Origin of the sequence: Sorangium sp. So ce281 (genome assembly GCF_051527395.1) — a bacterium.
In the GTDB taxonomy this organism is placed as follows: domain Bacteria; phylum Myxococcota_A; class Polyangia; order Polyangiales; family Polyangiaceae; genus Sorangium; species Sorangium cellulosum_B.
Genome location: NZ_CP150322.1, coordinates 7716688 through 7740079, shown reverse-complemented (window position 1 = coordinate 7740079; position 23392 = coordinate 7716688). Strand labels below are relative to the sequence as shown.

Sequence of the window (23392 nt, the reverse complement as noted above, 5' to 3'; positions counted from 1 at the left end):
TCAGAGCGGGCGGATGTGGGGGGGAGGCCCCTCTGGAGCTGGAAGGATGTAGGGCGCCGGGCCGAGGCCGTCGCGGACCGCGGCGAGATCGACGCCGGGATCGATGAGGCGCGCGATGCGGCGGCCGTTGAGCGAGACGAGGGCGTCGGCGCGCACCTCCACCGGCCCGCGGCCGCGGCGCTCGAAGTCCTCGCGGATGTGATGGGAGAGCTGCAGGATGAGATCGGGCTGGCCCGCCATCTCGCGCTCCTGCAGGCGCGTCAGGTACGCCCGCGGGCTCACGTGCCATGTCCGGCCGGTCTGCCTGCTGCGGACAATGAAGGTGACGCTCCCGTTCTTCTCGCGCACCATCACGCGCCAGGAGAAGCGCATCCCCTGCTCGTGCCAGCGCACGTTGCCGCCGTACGCCAGGAAACGGAGCGGCATCGCGAGCTGAACCGCGCAGTAGGCGGCGCCCAGCGCGAGCCCGAGGGCGCGCAGCGATCGCGAGGACGGCGCCGCCGGGGGGAGGGCGGGTTCGTCTGTGGTCGCTTGCGGCGCTTGCGGCGCGCCGTCGCCGCCGCGGGCGGGGAGCGCGCGCGCTCGGAGCCGGGAGAGGAGCCGCCGGGGCCACTCCGGGGGGAAGAACACGAGCGCGGAGAGGACCATGATCACCGGGAACATCCCGATCGGAAACAGCGCGCGCGTGACGACGTGGAACAGGATCACCGCGGCGTACGCGAAGGGGCGGAGCCTCCGGCAGAGGAGGAGCCAGACGATGCTGGTGTCGAACAGGAAGCCCGCCCAGCTCATGAGCGGCGCGGCCCACGGGTGCGTGAAGAGCGGGCCGAGGACGGGCATGTCCGTGCGCGAGCCGAGCCAGATGCGGAGCGGCTGCGCGTGCAGGAGCCAGTCGGCGTGGGCCTTGGCGAGCCCCGCGAACGTGTACACGACGCCGACCTGGAAGCGCAGCAGGTAGAGCCACGCGGCGGAGACGGAGCGCTCGCTGCGCCGCGAGAGCAGCGCGTCGATGGACCAGGCGCGGTGCGCCGGCGACGCCGCGAGCAGGAGGCCCAGCAGGCTCGCCAGGTAGTAGTGGTTGAGGTACGTCGTGACGTCGATGACCTGCAGGTAGGTGAAGCCGACGACGAACAGGGGCGCCGCGACGCGGAACATGAAGCCGAGGGCGAGCGCCAGGGCGAGCGCCGCGAGCGCCCAGAACAGGGCGTGCATCCCGGCCGGCGAGAGCGGCTCGACCCAGGCGAGGCCCCAGTACCTGAAGTGAAAGCCCGGCTTGACGAAGAACTCGTCGATCCAGCCATACGCGATGAAGCGCGCCATGCTCACGCACATCGTGAGCCCGAACAGGGCGCGGAACGCCGCGAGCCAGGCGATGTCGATCGGGCGAAACAGCGCTCGATGCAGCGCCGCGGCCGCGCGCGACCACGCCGCCGCGAGCCCGAGGGGGCCCGCGCACCCAGGGGGATCAGTCGTTGTCACCTTCGGACGACTGGGGCAGCTCGAGGTTCAGCGCGCTGACGAACTCCGTCTTGAGCAGGTCCGTCAGGGCCTTCACGGCGGTGTAGACCGACTCGACCTTCGCCCTGTCGGTCGAGAGCGCCTGCTCCATCGGCAGGCCGAGCGCGTCCACGGCCGACTGGGCCTCCGACAGCGCCGCCAGCATGCGATCGGCGAGATCGGCGGAGTCGACCGCGCGCAGCCAGTCGTCGAACCCGACGCCCTGGCCGCCCTCGCCGCAGCCCTGGAACAGGCGCCGGAAGCCGCGCAGGTTGGCCCGGATGTGCGCCGCCGAGGCCAGGGCGAAGCGGGACTCGAGCGCCTCCGGGCAGGTGGGCGTGACGCAGTCCTCGGTGAAGCCGAGCGGGCGCCCGAGCTTCCAGTCCTTCAGCTCCTTCTCGACATAGAACATCGCGTCGCTCACCGCGTTGAGCGCGTCCTGCTCGGTCGCGAAGACGGGGCTCCCCTGGCCGGCCTGGGTGAGCTTCTCCCGGAAGCTCCCCGCCTCGGGCGCCCATGCGCGCGCGAGCGCGCCCGCCTGGGCGAGCACGTCGGCGGCCGCCGCGGCCGCGTAATCGGCCTTGCGCTGCGCGAGCTCGCCCGCGCCGAGCGCCGCCCAGGTGCGGTTCGCGTTGATGGGCGAGTACTGCGAGCAGGCGTTGTCGCCGCCGCCGTGGAAGACGAGGTACTCGAGCGCCGCGAGGCCGCGCCCGTTGATGAGCGACGAGGAGAAGCTCGGCTGCGCGTAGGCGCGGCTCACGATCTGCTCCTCGACCTTGCACCGGCTCACGAGGGGCCAGGAGTAGATCTGATCCCGGAGGTCCTGTCCTCCGGGCTGCGTGGAGCTCGCCGCGGGGCCGAAGCGGAAGAGCTCCGCCTCCTGCCAGACCGCCATGGCGGCGAGCCAGGCGTCGCGCGCGGCGGCGGCGCTCGGCTCGCCCGGGCCGCGGGCGAGGGCCGCGGCGCTCTCGTGCAGCGCGCGCGCCTGCGCCTCGAACTCGCAGGCGCGGTTCAGCGCGCAGTCCGCCGCCGCGGTGAGCAGCTTGGCCTTGCTGAAGGGGCCTTCCGCGACGGGGACCGGGGGGCACACGTCGCCGGGGACCGGCTCGCCGCCCCCCGCGCCCCCGGCGCCAGCGGTCGTGGCGATCGTGGAGGAGGCCGCCGTGGTGCTCGTGGCGCCGCTCCCGGTCGAAGGCACGGGCGCGGACCCGCCGCTGCCCGGCGGCTGCGCGGCGCCTGGCCCCGCGCCCTGGCCCGTATAGACCACCTCGTCCGGGGGCGGCTTGCGGCACCCGGCGGCCGCGGCGACGCCGACGAGCGACAGCAGGAGCGCTGTCGAGAGGCGGCGGCCCGCCCTCTCGCGCCGGGCGCGGTTCATTGTCGGCCTCACGCTGTTCATGCAGCCTCTCCGAGATACGGGCGCTCGCCCGGGGCCCGCCGGCGTCGCGGCGGCCCCGAGCTCATTTCGCGCGAGAATCGTCCGTCGTACCCTGCCCGTCAACACGCAGGGAGCGCTCCGCCGCCTGTCCGCACGGCGCGGCGGGGGGCGCCTCCCGGCGCGCGTCGGTCGTGTGAGCGTCAGTCCCTCTGGGCCGGGACCGGCAGCAGGACCAGCGTCGCGTCGTCGTCCTCGGGCCCGTCGCCGTCGGACCGGTACCCGGCGGCCGCGAGCCACGCGCCGTTCGGCGACAGCGCGACGCCGTAGAGCGAGTCGTCGGGGCGCTCGAAGCTGTAGCGCCGGTATCCGCTCGGATCGAAGCGCGTGTCCAGGGCGCCGTCCTTGTCGAACAGGGCGATCATCCCGTCGACGTTGCCCGTCGCGGGGGTGGCGCTCCCGACCATCACGACGCGATCGCCGGGCAGGGCGAGGAGGTTGCGCCCGCGGTCGTTGTCGCCGGCCACGTCGAGGAGGACGCCGCCGCCCACGCCCCAGGAGGGGTCGAACCCGCCCGTGGCCGTGACGCGGAAGGACACGAGATCCACGGCCCCGCTCTCCTCGGAGCGCCCGTATCCGGTGGTCACGTACTTGCCGTCCGACTGGCGAGCCGCGCCGTAGGCCTCGGCCATGCCGACCGGGAACGGCGCGAGCCTCACGACGCCGTCCGACGAGAAGGTCGTGTCCGGGGTGCCGTCCTGGTTCAGCCGCAGCAGCACGATCTGGTTCCTGCCGCCCACGCTCGTGTAGCCGGAAGAGAAGATCTTGCCGTCGGCCTGCACGAACCCGTTGCGCGGGTTGTCGCCCAGGTTCAGCCCGTCGACGTCGAGCGTGTGGACGCCCTCCGTCGCGAACGTGGTGTCCAGGGCGCCGTTCGCGGTGAGCCGCACGATCGCGCGATCCCGATCGGCGCGGGCCGCCGCCTTCCTGCTGGCGAAGAGGACCAGCCGATCGCTCGCGTCGCGGTCGGCGCCCCAGAGCAGATCGCCCGTGTTGCCCTCGCCGGCGCCGAGATCGTGGATGGCGATGCCCCCGGTGCCGAACGTCGTATCCAGCGTGCCGTCGGTGTTGAACCGCACGACCGCGAGATCCGCGTCCGACGGCGTTGCGCTCGGGTCGTGCTCGACCTGGCCGGCGAGCACGATCTTCCCGTCCGACTGCAGGACGATGCCGCGCGCGGTCTCCGTGGTCTTGCCTGCGACCACGTTGACCCTCGCGACCCCGTTCGTGCCGAAGGTCGTGTCGAACGAGCCATCGGTCTTGAAGCGCGCCACCGCCATGTACGCGTCGCCCGCCACGGCCACGTGCCCGGCAGCGTAAGCTCTGGACTCGGCGTCGAACGCGACGGCCCAGAAGCGGTCGTCCGTGGCTTCGTCGAGCGCCACGACCCCTGCGAATCCCGTCGACCAAGGCTCCTCGCCTGTGTCGCTGCCGCCGGTGCCGCCGCCCTCGCCTGCGCCGCCGCCGCCCGTGTCGCTGCCGCCGGTGCCGCCGGTGCCGCCGCCCTCGCCTGCGCCGCCGCCGCCCGTGTCGCTGCCGCCGGTGCCGCCGCCCTCGCCTGCGCCGCCGCCGCCTGTGTCGCTGCCGCCGGTGCCGCCGCCCTCGCCTGCGCCGCCGCCGCCTGTGTCGCTGCCGCCGGTGCCGCCGCCCCCGGAGCTCGCTGCGTCGCCGGAGTCGTCTCCGCACGCAGCCACTCCGCCGAGCAGCACGCACCAGGAAAGTCCGAACGTCGCGAGCGCGGTCCGCTGCGCGGACAACCAGGTTCTCTTCACAGGCATGGTCGGCAATCCCTTCATGAATATGAAAATGAAAGTCGTTATCTTTGTTGGATATAGTCTTGCATGCCGTCCACGCTGTCAAGAGGTTCCGCTGTTGCCATCCCGCCAAGGCCTTTCCTTGCCGGAAATGCCGCCTGGACGTGAAGGTGTGGGAATGGCGCGGTGGGTTGGAAGCGCGGCGTGTGACGCGCCTTTGACGATGCCCGCACCGCGCTGCGCGACGCTGTCTGGGGCACCTCGCGCGCGGGCAGGCCTGCTCGGCGATCCGACCGCGCGGCGCGCAGCGGCGGAGCGACTTCGCCTAGGGGGTCGGTTTCCCTCCGGAGCACGGAGGATCGCGGCCGGCCGGCCGGAGAGGGCGGCCGGCCGAGGTCGCAGCGGGAGTCCCGGCGGCGGCCGGGCCAGCGGCGTTCGGGCGCCGCGCAGGCTGCGTCAGAGCAAGGTCAGGAGGCGTCGGGCGCGGGCCTCGGCCGCCTGGATGATCTCCGCGGACTCCGGCTCGGGGAGCTCGAGCTTCTTGCTCAGCGCGGCGATGTACTGCTTCTCCGCGTCGTGCTGCTCGCCATCGACGAACGTGAGCAGCACGGCGTGCTGCAGCAGCGCGCGGCGGTCGTCGCCGCCGAGCTCGCCGAGCGGCACGTCGTCCAGGGTCCTTCGCTGGGAGGCGTAGGCGCGGATCTCCTTCGCCTGGTCCTCGTTCGCCTCGAACGCCGCGATCAGCCCCTCCACCATCTCGCGCTCGGCCTCGTGGAACTCGCCGTCCGCCCACGCCACGCTCACGAGCGACTTCACGATCGCCATGCTCTGCTCTTGCATGGCGACGAGTGTCGTCGCTCCCCCGGGGCAACGTCAATCGTGAGGGGAGGGCGCCCTCGCCTCGGCGCGCGGGACGATCTGGAGCGCTCCCCGTGCGAGCGGCTCCGTCAGCGAGGCGAAGACCTCCGGCCGCAGCGTTCCAGCGAGCCCGGCGCAGAGCAGGGCGAGCGCCAGGAGCGCAAGCCACAAGGACAGACCTCGCCGGCGCGGAGCCACCAGCGGCACAGGCGGCCTGCTGCCGTCGTCCATCAGGGCGACCGGAGCGGATCCGGGCGTGGCGCGCTCGGACGCAACGGGGCTCAGCGCCCCGGCGAGCGGCGGGCGCGCGCCGGGGATGGCGCGCGCGGAGGTGCCGGAGACAGCAGCGACCGGCGGCGGCGTGAGGGTGAGGTCGAGGCCAGCGAGCGCCTTCATGCTGCGCGCCGCGCGGCGCTGCGCGCTGCGCTCGGACTGCGCGGCGAAGCGCGCGACGAGCTCGTCGACCCGGGAAGCGCCTGCACCGACGCCATCCGCGGGAGGGCGCGCGCTCCGGGATCGCCGCGAGGCGTTCCACACGATCGCGTCGATGGGACCGAGCTCGGCCGGGCACGGCGTCTCTTCCGGTTCTGCGTCGGCGGGAGGCTGCTCGGGAGCTGCGTCCTCGGGCGCGAGGTCAGCGGGAGGCTGCTCGGGAGCTGCGTCGGCGGGCGCGAGGTCGGCGGGCGGCTGCTCGGGAGCTGCGTCCGCGGGCGGCGCGCCGGCGTGCGCGGTTTCCGGGCCGTCTGCCTCCGCAGCCAGCAACGGCTCGATCGACGCGGCCGGAGCCGTCGGGTGCGGCGCAGCCGGAGCGTCGCCGTCGCGCTGCGCCGGAAGGGGCCAGGGCAGCGTGTGACGCGCCGCGGGCGTCTCGTCGAACGGCGCGACGGCCGCTCGAGGAACGACAGGGCCGGCGAGGTCTGCCCGACGAACGAGCGGCCAGGCGCCGTAGGCCGGTGTGACCTGGAGCGCGGCGTCCGTCGTCATGAAATGGATGGCGGGCGCGCGCGACGTCTCGATGGACTCCGGGACCTCGCTCGCGCTGGCAGGCGCGTACGCCAGGTGCGAGGGCACGGCCCTGTCGGCGGCCTCCCTCTCCTCCCAGACGGCCGTGGCCACCGTCGGCGTCGGCTCCTGCGAGAGCGGCGCGACCTCGACGGGATCCGGGGAGAGCTCGACGAGGATCGAATCGGTCGGCGTCGGTTCCCGGGAAGGCAGCGCGGCGGCGGCGGAATCCGGGGAGAAATCGACGAGGAGCACCTCGATCCCCTCGGGGCTCGTGAGCGCTTCGCTGCAGGCAGAGGGGCCGCAGGCGACGGGCGATGGCGCGGGCACGGGCCGCGCTTCTTCAGGAGCGATCTCCGCCGCCGCGCGCGCGAGCGGCGCCACCGGCGCGATCGTCCGAGCAGGCTCGATGAGCTCCGGGACGACCGGGATCTCGGCCGGCGCTGCGGCCTCATGGAGCTCAACCACCGCCTGCACGACGGTCGGGGTCGGCTCCGGCAGCGCCTCGACCTGCTCGCCGGCGTGCGCAGGCGCCGGCGGGCTCTCGGGACACGGCTCGACAGCTGCCGCCCCGGCAGCATCGCCTGCGCTCGCAGGCGCCGGGAGCGCCACCCCGGCGATTGCACTCGCGACGAGCCCGGGGCTGAGCGTGAGCTCCACGACCGCAGGTGCGACCGGGCCGGGGCTGAGCGTGAGCTCCACGATGGGATTCGGCAGCGGGGCAGCGGGGGCGTCGCTGCGCGCGGCAGCGGGGGCGTCGCTGCGCGCGGCAGCGGGGGCGTCGCTGCGCGCGGCAGCGGGGGCGTCGCTGCGCGCGGCAGCGGCGGTCGGATCGCGCCGCGCTTGCTCCGCTTGCCGCGGCGGCATCTCGTCCGCTTCCGGCGCCGCAGGCTTCGCCTGGACCCCCGGGCGCGGGCGCCTCAGCCGGCCGGCCTCCTTGGCGCGCAGCGTCTCACGGGCGAGCCGCGCCAGCGCCCGCCGGGCGGCGTTGCGGTTCACCGGGATCAGCGCGGCCTCGAGCTCCCGCGCGACCGCCTCCGGGTCCTGCTCGTGCGCGGGGCGCGGGCGCGCGGTCGCCGTGAGGTTGGGCATGCTGCCGGCGGACGCGGCGAGGAGCCGGGCGAGCAGGTCGCGGAGCAGCCGCGCCGCCTCGGCCGGCGCCACCGCGTCGCCGCGCGTGCGCACCGTGACGGTGCCCTCGGTCGTGAGCAGCAGCGCGCGATCGTCGAGCCTGAGGGGCAGGCGCGACGTCGCGTCGCTGACGGCAAGCGCGAGGTACCCCGAGGTCTCCGGCGCCAGCGAGGCGCTCCGCGCGTGCGCCGCCGCGACGACCTCCTCCAGCGTGACGCAAGCGCTCACGAGCGCCCCCGGTCCGCCGCGTCGCCCGGCCCGCCCGCGCGCGCCGGCCTGACCGGCACCCCCGCCGCCTCGAGGTACGCCTTTGCTTCGCCGATCGTGTACTCGGCGTCGTGGAAGATCGACGCGGCGAGCGCGGCGTCGGCGCCGCCCTCGACGAGGCCGGCGCGCAGGTGATCCAGCGTCCCGACGCCGCCCGAGGCGATCACCGGGACCGGCACGGCCCGCGCGATGGCGGCGGTCAGCAGGAGGTCGTAGCCGTCCCGCGTGCCGTCGCGGTCCATGCTCGTGACGAGCAGCTCGCCCGCGCCCGCCCGCGCGATCTCCTCGGCCCACGCGACCGCGTCGCGCCCCGTGTCCCGGCGGCCGCCGTGGGTCACCACGGTCCAGGCCACGCGCGAGGGATCCGCGATCCGGCGCGCGTCGATCGCCACGACGATCGCCTGCGCACCCCAGCGGTCCGAGGCGCGCCGCACGAGGTCGGGATCGTCGACGGCGGCCGTGTTGATCGCGACCTTGTCCGCCCCGGCGTCGAGGAGCGCCTTGATGTCCTGCTCGGACTTGACGCCGCCTCCGACCGTCAGCGGCGTGAACAGCACCTCCGCGGTGCGCGCCACGACGTCGAGGATGATCCCGCGCTTCTCGTGCGACGCGGTGATGTCGAGGAACGTGATCTCGTCCGCGCCCTCGGCGTCGTAGCGGCGGGCGGCCTCGACGGGATCGCCGGCGTCCCGCAGCCCCACAAAGCGGACGCCCTTCACGACGCGGCCGTCCTTGACGTCGAGGCACGGGATGATGCGCTTCGCGAGCATGCGTCCCGCGTTAGCCTACCTGCCACGCCAGGGCCAACTGTTGCGCTGTGCGCCCGCTCCGGCGCCGCGGAGGGGCGTCCTCGCGCGCCTCTCGCACGTTTTGCCGGCATTTCCGGCCGCCGGGGAGGCGCCGCGCGCCGGCCGCAGCGCCCGGAGCCTGACCGCGCCGCGGTTCCTCGCTACCATGGCGCCATGCACTGCCCGCACTGCGGGAGACCCGTACCCGAGGGCTCGATCGCGTGCCCGCACTGCGGCGCCGCGCTCGCGCCGCCGGGCGGAGCGGCCGGCTACTACGGCATGAGGCCCGCGGCCCGCACCATGGTCGGCGTCACGCTCCCCGACCTGCTCCGACAGACGCCGTCCGCCCCCGCTGCTCCGGGCGGCGCGGGCCCCGGCCAGGCCGCGCTGCCGCCCATGGCCGGCGGGCCGGCCGCCGCCTCGCGCACGATCGTCGGCATGCCCGCCGCGATCTTCGGGGCGGCGCCGGCGCCGGCGCCGGCCGATCCGCGCCTGGCAGGGGGCACGCTCGTCGTCGGGACCCCGGCTGCAGTGGCCCCGGGCGCGCGCCTCGACGCGCACGCAGCGCCGGCCGCGCCGCTCCACGCGGCGCCGGGCTCACCGCTCCACGCGGCGCCGGGCTCACCGCTCCACGCTGTGCCGGGCGAGCTGCGCCTCGACCACACCGTGCCGATCGGCCCGGGCCTCGCGGCGCCGCGCGCCCCGGCGCCGCTGCCCGCCGTGTCGCGGACGCTGGTCGGCGTCGCCCGGCCGGGCATCGCGCCGCTCGCGCCCGGCGCCCCGGCCGACCCCGAGCCCGATCCCGAGCTCGACGCGCGCTACCAGCCGGCCGGAGAGCTCGGCGCCACGATCGCGCCGGCGCGCTTCCGCGCCCCTCCGCTGCAGAACCCGGCGCTCATGCGCCCTCATCGCCTGAAGCAGCGGCTCCCGCCGCCGAAGGGCGAGAGGCGCCCGCGCACGTCGCGCCGGGCCGTCGCCGTCGTCGTCGCGGGCGGCGTGCTCGCGCTCGGCGCGGTCCTGTTCGCGCTCCTCTGGCCGAGCGCGCCCCCGGTGACCGCGCGCGCCCGCGCCGACGCCGGGGGCCGCGAGGTCATCGAGCTCCGGTGCGACAGCTGTCCGGACGGCACCGCGGTCTCCATCGGCGAGGGGCGCGCGACCACCGCCGGCCGCGTCGCGCAGATCCCGCTCGCGAGCCCGCTCTCCGTCGGCGAAAACCGGATGAAGGTCGCCATCGACCGCCCCGGCAGCGGGCGCGATGAGACGGTCGGCGTCTCCATCCACGTCGCCTACCGGATCCGGCCCGACCTCGGCACGCTGCAAGGGGAGCGGCCCTCGATCCAGGTCGTGGTCGAGGCGAGCAAGGGCACGCAGGTGCTCCTCGACGGCAAGGAGGTCGCGCTCACGAGCGGCCGGGCCATCGAGTCGATCGACGTCACCGACGCGGTCGTGGGGCCCTCGGACGAGACGAAGACGCTCAGCCGGCAGGTGCCTTACGCCGTCACGCCGCCCGACGGCCCGCGCGAGCAGGGCATGGTGAGCGTCGCGGTCGGCATCGTCCCGCTCACCATCGAGTCGCCCGGCCCGAGCGTGGTCATCGACAAGGAGAGCTTCGTGCTCGCCGGGCGCACGGCCCGCGGCGCGCAGATCTTCGCCGGCGCGCACCCGATCGCGGTTCGCCCCGACGGCACCTTCGCGCACGTGATGAACGTCTCGTCCGTGGGTGCGACCCAGTTCGAGGTGCGCGCGAAGATGCCGGGGATGGCGCCGCGCATCGCGAAGCTCGCTGTGCGCCGCGTCGACCGGCTCGACACCGCCGCGAAGGAGTTCGCCGCCCGCGGCGCGATCGGGTACGCCGAGCTCGCCGCCGGCGGGAAGGACCCCATCGGCAAGCCGATCGCGCTGACCGGCGAGGTCCTCGAGGTGCGCCGGCAGGGATACTCGACGCTGATCCTGCTCTCGATCCCGCCCGCGTCCGGCTGCGCGGGCGGGAAGGCGAGCGGCGCGGCCGCCGCGCCGCGCCCTCCGGAGGCGTGCAAGGTCCGCCTCGTCCATGGCGCCGACAACCCCGCCCAGCGCGGGGACACCCTCACCGCCTACGGCAGCGTCGCGCCGCCGTTCGTCGCGCCGGGCGGCGCCGAGATCCCCGAGGTGCAGGTCGAGTTCACCGTGAAGGGCGGCCGATGAGCGCCGCGCGCACCACGGCGCCCGGCCCTCGAAGGCCGCGTCGCGCCCGGACGGCGGGCCTCGCCGCGGCCGCGCTCCTGCTCTCCGCCGCGGCGCCGCTCGCCTTCGCCGACGCGGTCGACACGAGCCGGCCGCACACGATCGTGGTCGGCGCGCCCCGCGGCTTCGCCCCGAGCGAGCGGCTCGACGCGCGCCGCACGGGCCGCTCCGCCGCGCGGCTGCCCTTCCCGGCGCGCGAGGCGTGGCGAAAGCAGCTCCGCGGCGGGATCGACGCCGCGCCACTCGTGGACGCCGCGGGCGATCTCCTCCTCACGCTGACGGTCCCGGAGGTCGTCAAGCTCGGCGCGGACGGCCGGGAGCGCTGGCGCGTGCGCATCGGCGACAGCGCGCCGCTCGCGCCCGCCGTGCTCACGAGCGACGGCACCCTCGCGCTGATCACCTCGTCCGGCGTCGCCGTCGGGCTCACGCCTGCGGGGAGCGTGCGCTTCGCCGTCCCCCTCGGCCTCCGGGGGCGCGACGCCGACGTGACGCCCCTCGCGCTCGACGACGGCGGGCTCGTGGCGGCCCTGGGGCGCTCCCTTGTCGAGCTCGCCGCGGACGGGGCCGTGCGCGCCCGCGCCGAGATCGCGGAGCGCGCGACGGGCGCCTTGCTCGCGGGTCCTGAAGGCACGCTCGTGACCACCGAGTCGGGCGCGGTGCTGACCTGGCGTCCGCCCGGCGCGCCGAGGCGGCTCGGCTCTCTCGGGGGCGTGCCTCGCCGCGGCGCGGCCCTCGCCGACGCCCGCACGCTGCTCGCGGTCATCGACGCCCGCCGCCTGGTCGCGCTGGATCTGCCGACAGGGACCGCCGGGGTCCGCGTCGGCGCGGCCTTCAGCGCGCTCGACGGGCCGCCCGCCATCGGCGCCGGGGGCGTGGCCGTGGTCCTGTCGACGACCGGGCTGCTCCTCGGGGTCAACGCGTCGGGCGACCTGGCGTTCCGGGTCGCGATCGACAGGCCTCCGGGGTCCCCACCCGCCGACGGCGGCCTCTCCGGCTTCTTCGGCCCGGTGGACGCGAAGCCGAGCCCGCCGGTGGTGATCGATCGCACCGGCCGCGTCGGCTTCGTGCGCGCGGGCGGACGCGCCGGCGTCGTCGAGGCGGACGGCAATGTCTCCATCGCGGCCGAGCGCGTCTGCTCCGCGCCGATCGCCGTCCTCCCTGCCGGCGAGGAGCGGATGGCGATCGCCTGTCGCGACGGCACCGTGGTGATGCTGGCGCGCTAGCGCCGGCCGTCGCTCGTGCCCAGAGCTGCGTGCCGACGGCCGAGCTGGCCGGCAGCGCTGGCCGCCCAGCTCGATCGATGGATCCTGCGTCCTAGCTTGCGGTGCCCGGGCTCCACTGCTTCCAGGTGCCCCCGTCCTCCCAGTACAGCCCGGACTCGGCCGCCGTCGTCTTGTACCGCGCGATCGTGATCTGCTCGTCGAGCGCCGCCGCGCCGGTCTCGTCGTACAGGGGGGCGGCGAGCGCGTCTTCGGGGATCATGTGCATGCTCACGACGAACTCGTCGGCATTCGCCTCGACGACACAGAACCCGTTGCTCGTGGTGTTGCTGAAGGCCAGGTACGGATTGGCCTTCTGCATGCTCTCGTCGAGGTCGATGTCCTCCGCCCCCAGGACGTCTTTCAGCGTCGGATGGCTCGCCAGCTGCTTCGCCAGCACCGAGCGGTACGTGGTCGACGAGATCGCGGCGCCGCCGAATTCCACGATCTCGGCCGTGGCGCCCTCCACAGCCGCCGTCCCTGCGAGGAAGGCGCCGAGATCACCGGTGATCGACACCACGTTGCCCTCGACCGCGGCGAGCATCCCGATGAGCTCGTCCCGTTCCTTGCGGAAGCCGTCCCAGCCGTCACAGCTCAGGTAGAAGTGCCGGGTGAGCGTCTCCTCCTCGAGCTCCGTGGTGTGGGCGAGGACGAGCTGTGAAAGGGGGTGTTCGTTCCCCCATACCTTCCAGGTGCTCCGGGACTCCTCCATCGTCTTCTGGAACCACGCTCTCTGCGCGTCTCCCATGACGACCCCGCGCGCCACGTCGGCCTCGACAGCGATCCTCGAGATCGGGTCGAAGGATTCCTTGACGACGAGGTAACGCGACCCGAATGCGCTGTAATAGTCCGTCTTTCCGAGATCGGCGTAGGCGAACCCGACCTCCATGAAGCTCATCTCGGTTGCGCTGATGAGGGGCACCGGCTCGGCCTCGGGCCTCTGCGCGTTCAGCTTCGCGACGATCTCGTTGACGACGCTGGCGCTGATGGGGCGCAGCGACTCGTTCTGAGCGAACCCGAGGAGCGGGTCGAAGCCGAACAGGTCCGCAGCATCCTCCAGCGCCTTCTCGTAGCGATCCCAGGTGGGGCTGTTGATGTCCCCGATGTAGCGGCTCGCATAGGGCAGCAAGCTGGTCGAGCTCGCCCCGAGATCCAGGAACTCCGGCTGCTGAACGATGACCTTCCCCGGGAAGGCGTCCTCCGGGATCAGGTGATCCGCGCGGTAGGAGCGGAGATCCGTCATCACGAGGTGGACGTGCTTCCCGAACGGGAAGTCCCGGTAGATGGTGATGTCGTCCGGGTACTCGACCGCGCTGTCGTAGCGGAACTCGTCGCCCTTCGGATCATTCGGGTATTCGGCCGGCATGTACTCGAACCAGGCCTGGTTCGCCGCCTTGCGCCGGTCCTCGTCCGTCTCCGGCTCCCGGCCGTCCAGGTAGGTCGCCGTCGCGCCGTGGCCATCGTCGGAGAACTCGTGATCGCCCCAGACAGCGATCATGGGAAAGAGCTCGTGTACCCGCTGCAGCGCCCGGTCGGACCGGTATGTCTTGTAGAGCTCCCGGTAATTGCTCAGCGACTTGGCGGCGTGGTAGGCCGCGCCCTCCGCCGGCTGGAAGGCGATGGCGCCGTCCACGTCGGAGAAGGAGATGCTGCGCTCCCCCGGGGGGGCCTGGAGGCTCGGGTTCCCGGTCGTCTCGTGGATGTAGCCACCGAGGTGGACGACGAAGTCGAGCTCCTCTTTCGCCAGGGCCACATACGCGTTGTAGTAGCGACCGATGTAGTCCTGGCCGGACACGAAGGCGAAGCGCACCGGCACGTCCGCGTCGAGCGCGGGCGCCGTCCGCGTCCGCCCGACGCGCGAGCTGACGCAGCCATCATCTGGCCTGTAGTAGAAGCGGTAATAGTACGTGGTGCCGGGGCTCAGGCCGCTCACCTTGACCTTGACGCAGTGATCGAACTCCGCCCGGGCGGTCACGCGGAGCTGCGTGCTGCCCGACCCCGCCGTGACCACGTTGTCGGAGCTCGGTGTGAGCTCCACGAGCTGCGTGAACCCCTCGTCGAGCGCGACCACGAGCGCCAGGTTGAGATCCGCCTGCGGCTGCTTTCTATCGATGAGCCGGGTCCACAGCACGACGCTATCGTGCCGCGGATCGCCGGAGGCCACCGACTGCGGGAAGAACGCGTCATCCTGGTGCACGTCGCATGCGCCGATGGCGTCCCCCTCCTCGGAGCAGGCAGTCGGCACGACCACCGAACCAGCGGTCACCAGGGTGGCGCGAAGAAAGTCTCGGCGTCTCATCATCGATTCAAGTCCTCCAACGACGGATACACCCCGAGCGCTGCGCGCGCAACGGCGGCGCCGGCGCCGCCGTTGCGCGCGCAGCGCCGCCGCCGCGCGCGGCGCTCCTCGCGCTCGCTCGAGCGGCGCGGGTCGCAGCATGGCGCCTCCTCGCGAGGAGCGCGAGCGCCACTTGACGTGCCGAGTCAGGCGGCATCTCGTGTGCGCCCCACCCGCTGAAGGCACACCATGTTCCAGACGAGCCTCTCCTCCGAAGCGCTGCGCGGCGCGCTCTCGCGCCTCCGCAGCGGGCGTTCTGTCTTCGACCACACGGGCGCGCGCCAGCCGGTCCACACCGTCTACGGCGGCGCCCACCTGTTCAAGGCCGACACGGCCCGGAAGCTCGGGGCGGTGGCGCTCCGCGCCGTCGAGGAGCACGCGCCCGACTTCGCCGCCTTCGCGCGGGCGATCGGCCTGCCGGGGGCCGAGGGGCTCCCGGAGGGGCGCGCCGACGCCCTCGCGCTCGCGGCCGCGATCGAGGCGGGCGGAGGCGCGGCCGAGGGCGCCTCCGGGGCTGCGCGGCTCGCGCACGCGGTGCACGCGCGCGTGCTCGACAAGCTCCGCCGCGAGCCCGTGGAGGACCTGCGCATCGATTTCGAGGACGGGTACGGCGTGCGCCCCGGGAACGAGGAGGACGCGCACGCCGCCGCCGCCGCGCGCGAGGTCGCCTTCGGCATGGCCGCGCGCAGCCTGCCTCCGTTCCTCGGGATCAGGATCAAGCCGCTCGGCGACGGGTGCGCGGAGCGGAGCCTGAGGACGCTCGACGTCTTCTTCTCCGCGCTCATCGCCGCGTCGGGCGGCGCGCTCCCGCCCGCCTTCGCGGTGACGCTGCCGAAGGTGGTCGCGCCCGAGCAGGTCGCCGCCCTGGCCGACGCCCTCGACGCGCTCGAGGGCGCGCTGCGGCTGCCGGCCGGCTCGATCCGGATCGAGCTGATGGTCGAGACGCCGGCGTCGATCATCGGCCCGCGCGGCGAGATCGCGCTGCCCGGGCTGGTCGAGGCGGCCCGCGGGCGGTGCGTGGCGGCGCACTTCGGGGCCTATGACTACACCGCGAGCTGCGAGATCACGGCCGCCCATCAGCACCTCGCCCACCCGGCGTGCGACTTCGCGCGGCACGTGATGCAGATCGCGCTGGCCGGCTCGGGGCTCTGGCTCTCCGACGGTGCGAGCAACCTCCTGCCCGTCGGCCCGCACCGCGCGCGCCCCGGCGGCGCGCCGCTCACGCCGCAGCAGAGCGAGGAGAACCGTCGCGCCGTCGTGGGCGCGTGGCGGCTGAAGTACGGCCAGGTTCGCCGCGCGCTCGAGGGCGGCTACTACCAGGGCTGGGACCTGCACCCCGGGGAGCTGCCGGTCCGCTACGCCGCCACGTACGCGTTCTTCCTGGAGGGCGTCGATGCGGCCGCCGCGCGGCTGCGGAGCTTCGTCGAGCGGGCCGCCCAGGCGACCGTCGCCGGGACGGTGTTCGACGACGCCGCGACGGGGCAGGGCCTCCTGGGCTTCTTCCTGCGTGCGATCGGCGCGGGGGCGATGACGGAAGGCGAGGCGGCCGAGAGGACCGGGCTCGCGCCGGACGAGCTCAGGGGCCGATCTTTTCAGGCCATCGTGGCGCGCCGGAGCGCGTGATAGGAGAGCACCGGAATGGCCCGGTTCGCGGAGGGCCCGAGCGGCGAGGAGGACCGATGAGCGCGATCACGACGCACGTGCTGGACACGTCACGGGGCTGCCCGGCGAGCGGCGTGCTGGTGGTGCTGGAGGTCGGCGACGACGGCGGCTACCGGGAGGTCGGGCGGGGCACGACCGACGGCGACGGCCGGCAGAAGGGGCTGCTGCCGCCCGGCGAACGGCCCCTCCAGGGCCGCTACCGCCTCACCTTCCACACGGGCGCCTATTACGCGGCGCTCGGATGCGAGAGCTTCTATCCCACGGTGTCGATCCTCTTCGAGATCCGGGACCCGGCGCAGCACCATCACGTCCCGCTGCTGCTCAGCCCTCACGGCTACACCACGTACCGAGGCAGCTGAGCGCGCGTCCACGCGAGGGCGCCGTCCCGCGCGGCGAGCGCGACGCGTGCGCCTGCCGTCCGTGGTGCGCCCGGAGGCGCCGCGTGGTCGACGGTCGGGCGGGGTGAAGGAGGTGTCCCACATGATACGATGGCAGGTGCCCGTCGGTGGGCGACTGTGAGGGTGAACGGTGGGCGCTCTACGGATTCGTTCGGGTGAAGCTCGGGATCGCCGGCGCGGTGCTGGCTGGCTGGCCGTCGCGATGGCCGCGCTCGGGCCGGGCTGCGAGCAGCAGGTGCGGAGCTTCGTCGACGGCGACGGCGGCGCTGGCGCCGCTGGCGGCGGAGCAGGTGGTGGGTCGGGCACGGCGGTCGGCGGCGGCGGGGCTGGCAGCGGCGGCGCTGGCAGCAGCGCGACGGGGGCCGGTGCGGCTGGCGGCGGCGCGACCGGCGGCGGCGCGAGCGGCGGTGGCGCGGCGGGTGGTGGGGCGGCGGGTGGCGGCGAGGCCGGCGGCGCAGCGGCTGGCGGCGGCGAGGCCGGCGGTGACGCAGGCGGGGGCGGGGGGACCCCTGTCGAGTGCTCTCCCGACGAGGCGCGCTGCGCCGGCGATCGCATCGAGGTGTGCGGGAGCGATGGGCGGTGGGGTCTCGCCGGTTGCGCCGGGTGGTGCGGCGCGGGCCGGTGCGTCCTGCCGCCGAGCTGCCGCCTGGGCGAGACCGGGGCGGGCGAGGCCTGCGGGCCGGAGCGGAACCAGCCCTGCTGCGCGAGCCCGCGCGTTCCGGGTGGCCGGTACGACCGGAGCGACGACGCGGCGTATCCGGCAGAGGTGAGCGACCTGCGCCTGGATCGCTACGAGGTCACCGTCGGACGGTTCCGCAAGTTCGTCGAGGCGTACCCCGCGAGCCGACCCGCGGCCGGCGCTGGAGCTCACCCGGCGATCCCGCGGAGCGGCTGGGACGCGGCGTGGGACTCCCGTCTGCCCGCGAGCCAGGCGGCGCTGAGGGATGACTTGAAGTGCAACCCGGGATTGCACTCGTGGACTGACGACGCGGGCGGGAACGAGCTCAAGCCGATCAGCTGCGTGAGCTGGTTCGTCGCGTTCGCCTTCTGCGCCTGGGACGGCGGGCGGCTCCCGACAGAGGCGGAGTGGAACTACGCGTCGGCTGGCGGGAGCGAGCAGCGGGCGTATCCGTGGGGCAACGCGTTTCCGAACTCGACCTACGCCGTGTTCGACATGACGGGCAGCGCCGTCGTCGGATCGAGATCGCCGAGGGGTGATGGCCGGTGGGGGCAGGCCGACCTCGCGGGGAACGTGTGGGAGTGGACCCTGGACTTCGAGGGGGCCTACCCCCAGCCGTGCCGTGATTGCGCGAACGTCGAGCGCGGCTCCGCGCGGGTGATCCGCGGCGGCAGCTGGTGGCAGCCTGAGCCGGAGGAGCTCGCCGCTCGCTTGCGGACCGGCTGGGACCCGACCGATAGGACGGACGCGCTCGGCGTGCGCTGCGCAAGGAAGCTGTAGGGCACGCAGCCCCTCGTGGGGCCGGCGCGCGCCGGGGAACGGGCGGACGCGCGCCGTTCAGGGAGAGATGAGGTAGATGACCGAGAAGGCCACGAGGAGCGTCGTGAACGCGAGCGCGATGAGCTTGGGCATGGTCCAGTCGTCGTTGTCGGTCTTCGAGATCTCTGTGCTCATCGTGTGCCTCCGCCGTGCTCTCCGCGCGCCTCGCGCGCGTCCGTCTCCTGGCAGAAGGCGGACTCGTCGTCAACCCTGAGCCCCCGCCCGCGACGGACCGGGCGTGCTCATGCGCATGCCTCCACCGCTGCTCTGGCCGCGCCCGCGGCCTGTCCGCCCGCGTGGAGCCGGGGCCGCCTCGCCACCTCGCGCAGGCGACGCCGATCCCCGCGTCGTGTGCTGATCCGGGTCCGCTGTCCGCCTCTCTCTCTCCAGCGCGCCTCGGCGATCGGGGCGAGTCGCCGTGTCCGTCGCGGCCTCCTCGCCGCCCCCGCGATCGACCGACGTGCGGGGCGGCTCGCGGCGCGTCGGCGGCGTCGTCTTTGCTCTTCGTGGCGCCCTCGAATCGCACATCCCGTGATGTGCAGGAGGGAGACATGCAACACCTCACGATGCTCGCGCTGGGCGCCGGCCTCCTCGCGACGGCGCTGGCGCGCGCGGCGTTGCCTGAGCGCCCGGTCCACCCGCTCACGGCGGCGCTCACGGGGCAAGACGAAGTGCCCGGCCCCGGCGACCCGAAGGGGAGCGGCACCGCGCGCGTCACGCTCGATCTCGACCGCGGCGAGGTCTGCTTCGACCTCGCGGTGGCCGGCATCGCGCCGGCGACCGCGGCGCGCATCCACGAGGGCCCCGCCGGCCGCGCGGGCCGCGGGATCATCACGCTGATGCCGCCGACCGGCGGCAGCTCCAGCGGCTGCGTGAGCGCGGCCCGCGACGATCTGAGCGCGTTGCTCGGTGATCCGGAGAGGTATTACGTCGCCGTGCGCACCGCCGATTTCCCCGACGGCGCGCTGCGAGGACAGCTCTCGCGCTGAGCGCCCCACGCCCGGACACCCGATCGCCCGGACACCCGACGCGCTCCCTCCTCGGGGGCCGCGCCCCGGGGCTCTATCCGCCCCACAGGAGCTTCTTCAGCCGGATCGCCGTGATCTTCCGCTGCTCGTCCGCGGCGATGGGCAGCTCCTGCTCCGGCGTGTGCTCGAGCCGCGCGCGCAGCGCCTCCAGCATCTCGTCCGCGCTCTTCCCTGTGGCGCAGACGATGTAGATGAACCCGAACTTCTCGTCATAGACGCGGTTCAAGCGCGCGAGCGCCTCCCGCGTATCCACCGCCGCGGCGCTCATCCCCGCCTGTTCCTGGCTGGAGAAGCGCGTCGCCGCCGCGCTCGCCTCCGCGGCCTCCGCCTGCGGCCTGGCCTCTCCGATGCGGGGGTGCGCGCGGAACGCCTCGAGCCAGTCCTCCGGCGCGAGCCGCGCGAAGGCCTGCGCCGCCGCCGCGGAGAGGTGCTCCTCGCCGCGGAACGGCCGCGCCGCCGCCATCTGCGACGCCCACGCCGACGCGCCGCACGCCACGCGGAGCTCCGCCTCGGCCTCCGGCGCCGTGAGCGCGTTGAGCCAGCGGAGCCGCTGCTCGGCCGCCCCGCTCCGGGTCGCCTTGCCGAAGATCCGGAGCCGGCTCACGCCGCCGTCAGGATAGATGTTCAGGCGCACGTGCGTGAACGGCCCCGCCGCGCGGAGCTCGTCCTCGAAGAGATGACGCGTGTGCGCCTGGAGCTTCGTCCGCGGCACGATCTCCCGCCACTCGCCCGCGCCGGCGAGCTCCGCCGCGGAGCGCCCCGCCGCGTCGATCCCCTCGAGCATGCAGCTGTCGGGGTAATTGCCCTTGAAGTGGTTCGTGTCGACCTCGATCCGCGCGATCTCGCCCTGCGCCGCGAGCGCCACGAGCGCCCAGTCGTACCCGGGCCCCCTCCGGCGCCGCGTCTCCCAGCCCTCTCCCATGTTCGCCGCCCGGCCGGGCATGATGAGGTTGTGGCGCACCCCGAAGAACATGTCGCTGCACGAGAGCACGCGCCCGCCGTTCTCCGCGGCCGCGAGGTCGAGCTCCGCGCCCGGGCGGCCCTGCCGGCGAACGTCGGGGAGGGCGTCGCCGTGCACCCGGAGCCGCGCCACGCCGCCGTCCGGGTAGATGTTGAGGCGGAGGTGCGTGAACCGCGAAGAGCTGCTCAGCTCGAACGCGTTCTGCGCGTCGCCGGCCAGCGGCGAGCGCGGCAGGATCTCGACCCAGTGCGACCGTGGGTCGAGCAGGTCCTCGACCCGCGCGTCGGGCCGCGCCGCGCACGCCTCGATGGAGCAGTGCTCGGGGTAATTGCCCCGGAAGAACGCCGTATCGACGATGACCCCGCGGAGGATCCCTGGCAGCCCCAGCCGGACGAGGCACCAGTCGAACCCGGGAGTCCGGCGCCTGCGCGTCTCCCAGCCATCCATCCACTTCCCGCGATCGGTGTACTCGTGCTCCAGGAACACCGCTCTCCCTGCCTTGAGCAGGTTCTCCTTCGGCGCGAAGAACTCGTCGTTCGCCGCGAGCACCGCGCCGCCCAGCCGCTCCGAGGCCAGATCGAGCGCCTCGGTGAACGCCGGCCCCGTCACCCCTCTCGCTTCAGCCATCGCCCTCTCGCCTCCGCGGGGAAGCTCCCGCGCTCATGGACCTTCTCGCCGCGAAGGTAGGTGGCCTGGACGACGCCGTGGAGCTCCTCTCCGGCGTAGGGCGTCACCTTGTGCCGGTGCTGGAGGAGCGGCGGCTCGACCCGGAAGCTCGCGTCGGGATCCCAGAGCACCAGATCGGCGTCGAACCCGCGCGCGATCTCCCCCTTGCGGCGCAATCCGGCGAGCTTCGCGGGCCCGCGGCACAGCCAGTCCGCGAGCCGCTCGAGCGGGATGCCCCGGCGGCGGGCGTCGGTCCAGACGATCGACAGGCCGAGCTGCAGGCTCGAGATCCCGCCCCAGGCGGCGTCGAAGTCGCCGGCTTCGACCCGCTTGAGCTCGGGGGTGCACGGGGAGTGATCGGAGACGACGAAATCGATGAGGCCTCCCGCGAGCGCGGCCCAGAGCTCCTCGCGGTTCTGCCGCTCCCGGATCGGCGGCGCGCACTTGAAGGGGGTCGCGCCGTCCGGGATCTCCTCGGCGGCGAAGTGCAGGTAGTGCGGCGTCGTCTCGGCGGACAGCGCGGCGCCGCCGTCGCGCGCCCGCCGCAGGATGTCGAGCGCCGTGGCCGACGAGAGGTGGACCACGTGCGCCGCCGCGCCCGTCGCCTGGCAGAGCGACGCGAGCAGGGCGATCGCCTGGTCCTCCGCCTCTCGCGGGCGCGAGCGCAGGTAGGCCGCGTACGTGCGCGGATCCAGGCCGGCGATCGCCGCGCGCGCCGCGTCGATGGGGCCGGGGAGCTCGGCGTGCACGAGCAGCGGCGCCCCCGTGCCCGCGAGCACCTCGAGCGCGGCCCTGAGGTCCGCCTCGGCGACGTGGCCGAACTCCGCCACGCCCGAGTCGACCATGAAGCACTTGAAGCCGAGCGCGCCGGCCTCGAGCAGCGGGACCAGCTCTCCCGCGTTGCCCGGGACGGCGCCGCCCCAGAAGCCCACGTCGACGAGGCACCGGCCCTCCGCCGCGCGCGCCTTCTTCTCGAGGTGCGCGACCGTGGTCGTCGGCGGGATGCTGTTGAGGGGCATGTCGACGAGCGACGTGACGCCGCCCGCGGCCGCGGCGCGCGTCGCCGTCTCGAAGCCCTCCCACTCGGTCCGCCCGGGCTCGTTGATGTGCACGTGCGCATCGACCAGCCCGGGCATCACCACCGCGCCCTGAGCGTCCACGACGGGGCAGCCCTCCGGCACCTCGTCGTAGCCGGCGACGGAGACGATGGTGCCGCCCTGGATGTGCACCGAGGCCGGCCGCAAGGCGCCCCCGGTGACGACCCGCAACCCGCGAACGATGAGGTCCGGCGTCATCAGGTACGCGATCGTACCACGGCGCCCGGCGGACCGAGGCGGGTCGCTCGTCGGCCTGCCCGCGCGGGGCCCGCGCGCACGTCGAGGCGCGCGTGGGCCTGTCCGCGCGTCACGCCCTCTTCATGCGATCGATGAGCTCGGCGAGCTCGGCGCGCATGGCGTCCTCGGAGGGAGCGCGGTACCGGCGGAGGTGGCCGGGCAGGACCCACGTGAACCGGTGCTGGAGGAGGCGCTCCATCGAGCCGATCTGCTCCGCCCAGGAATACCAGCAAACGTCGCGCGACGCGTCGAGTCGCCCGAGCTCGCCGGAGAAGAAGAGATGGTCCCCGGTGAAGAGGTACCGGTCCCGGAAGAGGAGCGCGACGCTGCCCCGCGTGTGGCCCGGGACGGGGATCAACGTGAGATCGGGCGCGAGGGCCACCGGGGCGAGCCCCTTGATCTTCACCTCGGCGAGCGCTGTTCCGTCGTCGATGTCGTCCTCGTGGATCACGCGATCGCACCCGAAGTTGTCGCGGAAGATCCGGTGATCGGCGACGTCGTCGCGGTGGGTGAGCACCAGGGTCCGGACGCCGCCGAGCTCACGGATGCGCTTCGTGAGCGGCCTGGCGGCGCGGGGCGAGTCGACGAGCACGTTGCCCTCGGGTCGCACGATGAGGTAGCTCGCCGCGCCATAGGAGGAAGACGAGGTATAGCCGCAATAATAGACATCCTCGTCGATCGGCTCGGGGAAGGCGAAGGTGGCGGCGGCCATCCCCGCCGCCGGCGCGGCGGTGCCGATGGAGGCGGTCGGACACGACACCAGCGCCATGGCCGCGCGGAGGTGCTCGTCCGGCGTCGCGGGCTGGCGAGCGACGATGCTCTGATCGACGGCGGGCGCGCGCGCGAACACGGAGGGGGCGAGCTGGCGGCATACGTCGCAGTCGATGCACGACCGGTCGACGAAGTAATCGCCGGGGGCGTTCTCTGGCAGGCGATCCTCGAGGCGGGCCATCTCGTTATCTCAGGATGACACGCGGGCGGCGGGCGTGGGGGCAGATCCGTCGTAACCACATCCACGGCAAACACCTATCCTTCCAGGCTTGGCGCGAGTTCTCGTTGCGTGATGTTCGTGGGATGGCCAGCGTGGATATCCGGGGAAACCGGGTGAGACGAAACAGGGAGTCTCGGGATACCGGCGCCTTGCCGTCCAGCTCGGAGCGCTCGGTGCACCGCGGGCCTGCCGGGCGGCCGGCGGCGCTGGTCCCGGCGCGAGGCCGCCGCCTCGCGCTCGACGCGTCACGGCGCCGCCTTGCGCGCGGCTTGAGCTCCCGCCGCGCTGCACCTACGCTGCGC

Annotated in this window: 16 protein-coding genes; 6 read left to right on the top strand and 10 right to left on the bottom strand. The window is 74.1% G+C overall.

Translation table 11 applies throughout. The annotated features are described in order from the left end of the window. The 6 genes from WMF27_RS29290 to hisF all read right to left on the bottom strand — a co-directional run bounded on the left by WMF27_RS29290 (position 1) and on the right by hisF (position 8714). Complete coding sequence (locus tag WMF27_RS29290) at positions 1 to 1479, bottom strand: HTTM domain-containing protein (protein WP_437765575.1); 1479 nt, start codon at positions 1477 to 1479, stop codon at positions 1 to 3. Further along, entirely contained in the window at positions 1466 to 2896 is a 1431-nt protein-coding gene (locus WMF27_RS29285) for an imelysin family protein (RefSeq protein ID WP_437765576.1), read from the bottom strand. Before WMF27_RS29285 ends, WMF27_RS29290 begins: the two co-directional genes overlap by 14 nt. A 179-nt stretch (positions 2897 to 3075) precedes the next feature. Next, positions 3076 to 4710, bottom strand: a complete 1635-nt coding sequence (locus WMF27_RS29280; protein ID WP_437765577.1) for a delta-60 repeat domain-containing protein — start codon at positions 4708 to 4710, stop codon at positions 3076 to 3078. Between the two features lie 432 nt (positions 4711 to 5142). Beyond that, positions 5143 to 5526 carry a TerB family tellurite resistance protein gene (locus WMF27_RS29275; RefSeq protein WP_437765578.1) on the bottom strand — a complete coding sequence of 128 codons (384 nt, stop codon included), beginning with the start codon at positions 5524 to 5526 and terminating at the stop codon, positions 5143 to 5145. A 33-nt stretch (positions 5527 to 5559) separates the two neighbouring features. After that, complete coding sequence (locus tag WMF27_RS29270) at positions 5560 to 7905, bottom strand: hypothetical protein (protein WP_437765579.1); 2346 nt, start codon at positions 7903 to 7905, stop codon at positions 5560 to 5562. Beyond that, positions 7902 to 8714, bottom strand: coding sequence for an imidazole glycerol phosphate synthase subunit HisF (hisF, locus tag WMF27_RS29265; RefSeq protein WP_437765580.1), 813 nt, complete (start codon positions 8712 to 8714; stop codon positions 7902 to 7904). Before hisF ends, WMF27_RS29270 begins: the two co-directional genes overlap by 4 nt. A 192-nt stretch (positions 8715 to 8906) precedes the next feature. On the opposite strand from hisF, the gene WMF27_RS29260 reads away from it, so the two are divergent. Beyond that, positions 8907 to 10916 carry a zinc-ribbon domain-containing protein gene (locus WMF27_RS29260; protein WP_437765581.1) on the top strand — a complete coding sequence of 670 codons (2010 nt, stop codon included), beginning with the start codon at positions 8907 to 8909 and terminating at the stop codon, positions 10914 to 10916. After that, complete coding sequence (locus tag WMF27_RS29255; RefSeq protein WP_437765582.1) at positions 10913 to 12178, top strand: hypothetical protein; 1266 nt, start codon at positions 10913 to 10915, stop codon at positions 12176 to 12178. Before WMF27_RS29260 ends, WMF27_RS29255 begins: the two co-directional genes overlap by 4 nt. A gap of 91 nt (positions 12179 to 12269) precedes the next feature. On the opposite strand, the gene WMF27_RS29250 is transcribed toward WMF27_RS29255, so the two are convergent. Beyond that, positions 12270 to 14516, bottom strand: coding sequence for an alkaline phosphatase D family protein (locus WMF27_RS29250; RefSeq protein WP_437765583.1), 2247 nt, complete (start codon positions 14514 to 14516; stop codon positions 12270 to 12272). A 225-nt stretch (positions 14517 to 14741) separates the two neighbouring features. Here WMF27_RS29250 and WMF27_RS29245 point away from each other — a divergent pair, with 225 nt between their 5' ends. The 4 genes from WMF27_RS29245 (at position 14742) to WMF27_RS29230 (ending at position 19099) form a co-directional block, all read left to right on the top strand. Then, a complete protein-coding gene (locus WMF27_RS29245; protein ID WP_437765584.1) occupies positions 14742 to 16175 on the top strand; it encodes a DUF6986 family protein in 1434 nt (477 codons plus the stop codon). Between the two features lie 56 nt (positions 16176 to 16231). Continuing rightward, the gene (gene uraH, locus WMF27_RS29240; RefSeq protein ID WP_012238509.1) at positions 16232 to 16573 is read left to right on the top strand and encodes a hydroxyisourate hydrolase; all 342 of its coding nucleotides are present in this window, start codon (positions 16232 to 16234) and stop codon (positions 16571 to 16573) included. A gap of 241 nt (positions 16574 to 16814) precedes the next feature. Next, entirely contained in the window at positions 16815 to 18071 is a 1257-nt protein-coding gene (locus WMF27_RS29235; protein WP_437765585.1) for a formylglycine-generating enzyme family protein, read from the top strand. A 590-nt stretch (positions 18072 to 18661) separates the two neighbouring features. Continuing rightward, positions 18662 to 19099 (top strand): CHRD domain-containing protein, encoded by a 438-nt coding sequence (locus WMF27_RS29230; protein WP_437765586.1) that lies wholly within the window; start codon positions 18662 to 18664, stop codon positions 19097 to 19099. Between the two features lie 73 nt (positions 19100 to 19172). Here WMF27_RS29230 and WMF27_RS29225 read toward each other — a convergent pair whose 3' ends face one another. The 3 genes from WMF27_RS29225 to WMF27_RS29215 all read right to left on the bottom strand — a co-directional run bounded on the left by WMF27_RS29225 (position 19173) and on the right by WMF27_RS29215 (position 23051). Continuing rightward, a complete protein-coding gene (locus WMF27_RS29225; protein WP_437765587.1) occupies positions 19173 to 20726 on the bottom strand; it encodes an allantoicase in 1554 nt (517 codons plus the stop codon). Further along, on the bottom strand, positions 20705 to 22060 hold the full coding sequence (allB, locus tag WMF27_RS29220; protein ID WP_437765588.1) for an allantoinase AllB: 1356 nt from the start codon (positions 22058 to 22060) through the stop codon (positions 20705 to 20707). The genes WMF27_RS29225 and allB overlap by 22 nt, the downstream gene beginning before the upstream one ends. 109 nt (positions 22061 to 22169) lie before the next feature. Then, positions 22170 to 23051 (bottom strand): MBL fold metallo-hydrolase, encoded by an 882-nt coding sequence (locus tag WMF27_RS29215; protein WP_437765589.1) that lies wholly within the window; start codon positions 23049 to 23051, stop codon positions 22170 to 22172. Positions 23052 to 23392 lie beyond the last annotated feature (341 nt).

What these genes read in the sequence shown, in the direction of transcription:
- WMF27_RS29235 (WP_437765585.1), top strand. Translation starts at nt 16,815, where the DNA reads ATGGCCGCGCTCGGGCCGGGCTGCGAGCAGCAGGTGCGGAGCTTCGTC.
- WMF27_RS29215 (WP_437765589.1), bottom strand. Translation starts at nt 23,051, where the DNA reads ATGGCCCGCCTCGAGGATCGCCTGCCAGAGAACGCCCCCGGCGATTAC.
- WMF27_RS29275 (WP_437765578.1), bottom strand. Translation starts at nt 5,526, where the DNA reads ATGCAAGAGCAGAGCATGGCGATCGTGAAGTCGCTCGTGAGCGTGGCG.
- WMF27_RS29260 (WP_437765581.1), top strand. Translation starts at nt 8,907, where the DNA reads ATGCACTGCCCGCACTGCGGGAGACCCGTACCCGAGGGCTCGATCGCG.
- hisF (WP_437765580.1), bottom strand. Translation starts at nt 8,714, where the DNA reads ATGCTCGCGAAGCGCATCATCCCGTGCCTCGACGTCAAGGACGGCCGC.
- allB (WP_437765588.1), bottom strand. Translation starts at nt 22,060, where the DNA reads ATGACGCCGGACCTCATCGTTCGCGGGTTGCGGGTCGTCACCGGGGGC.
- WMF27_RS29245 (WP_437765584.1), top strand. Translation starts at nt 14,742, where the DNA reads ATGTTCCAGACGAGCCTCTCCTCCGAAGCGCTGCGCGGCGCGCTCTCG.
- WMF27_RS29225 (WP_437765587.1), bottom strand. Translation starts at nt 20,726, where the DNA reads ATGGCTGAAGCGAGAGGGGTGACGGGGCCGGCGTTCACCGAGGCGCTC.
- WMF27_RS29230 (WP_437765586.1), top strand. Translation starts at nt 18,662, where the DNA reads ATGCAACACCTCACGATGCTCGCGCTGGGCGCCGGCCTCCTCGCGACG.
- WMF27_RS29280 (WP_437765577.1), bottom strand. Translation starts at nt 4,710, where the DNA reads ATGCCTGTGAAGAGAACCTGGTTGTCCGCGCAGCGGACCGCGCTCGCG.
- uraH (WP_012238509.1), top strand. Translation starts at nt 16,232, where the DNA reads ATGAGCGCGATCACGACGCACGTGCTGGACACGTCACGGGGCTGCCCG.
- WMF27_RS29255 (WP_437765582.1), top strand. Translation starts at nt 10,913, where the DNA reads ATGAGCGCCGCGCGCACCACGGCGCCCGGCCCTCGAAGGCCGCGTCGC.
- WMF27_RS29285 (WP_437765576.1), bottom strand. Translation starts at nt 2,896, where the DNA reads ATGAACAGCGTGAGGCCGACAATGAACCGCGCCCGGCGCGAGAGGGCG.
- WMF27_RS29250 (WP_437765583.1), bottom strand. Translation starts at nt 14,516, where the DNA reads ATGATGAGACGCCGAGACTTTCTTCGCGCCACCCTGGTGACCGCTGGT.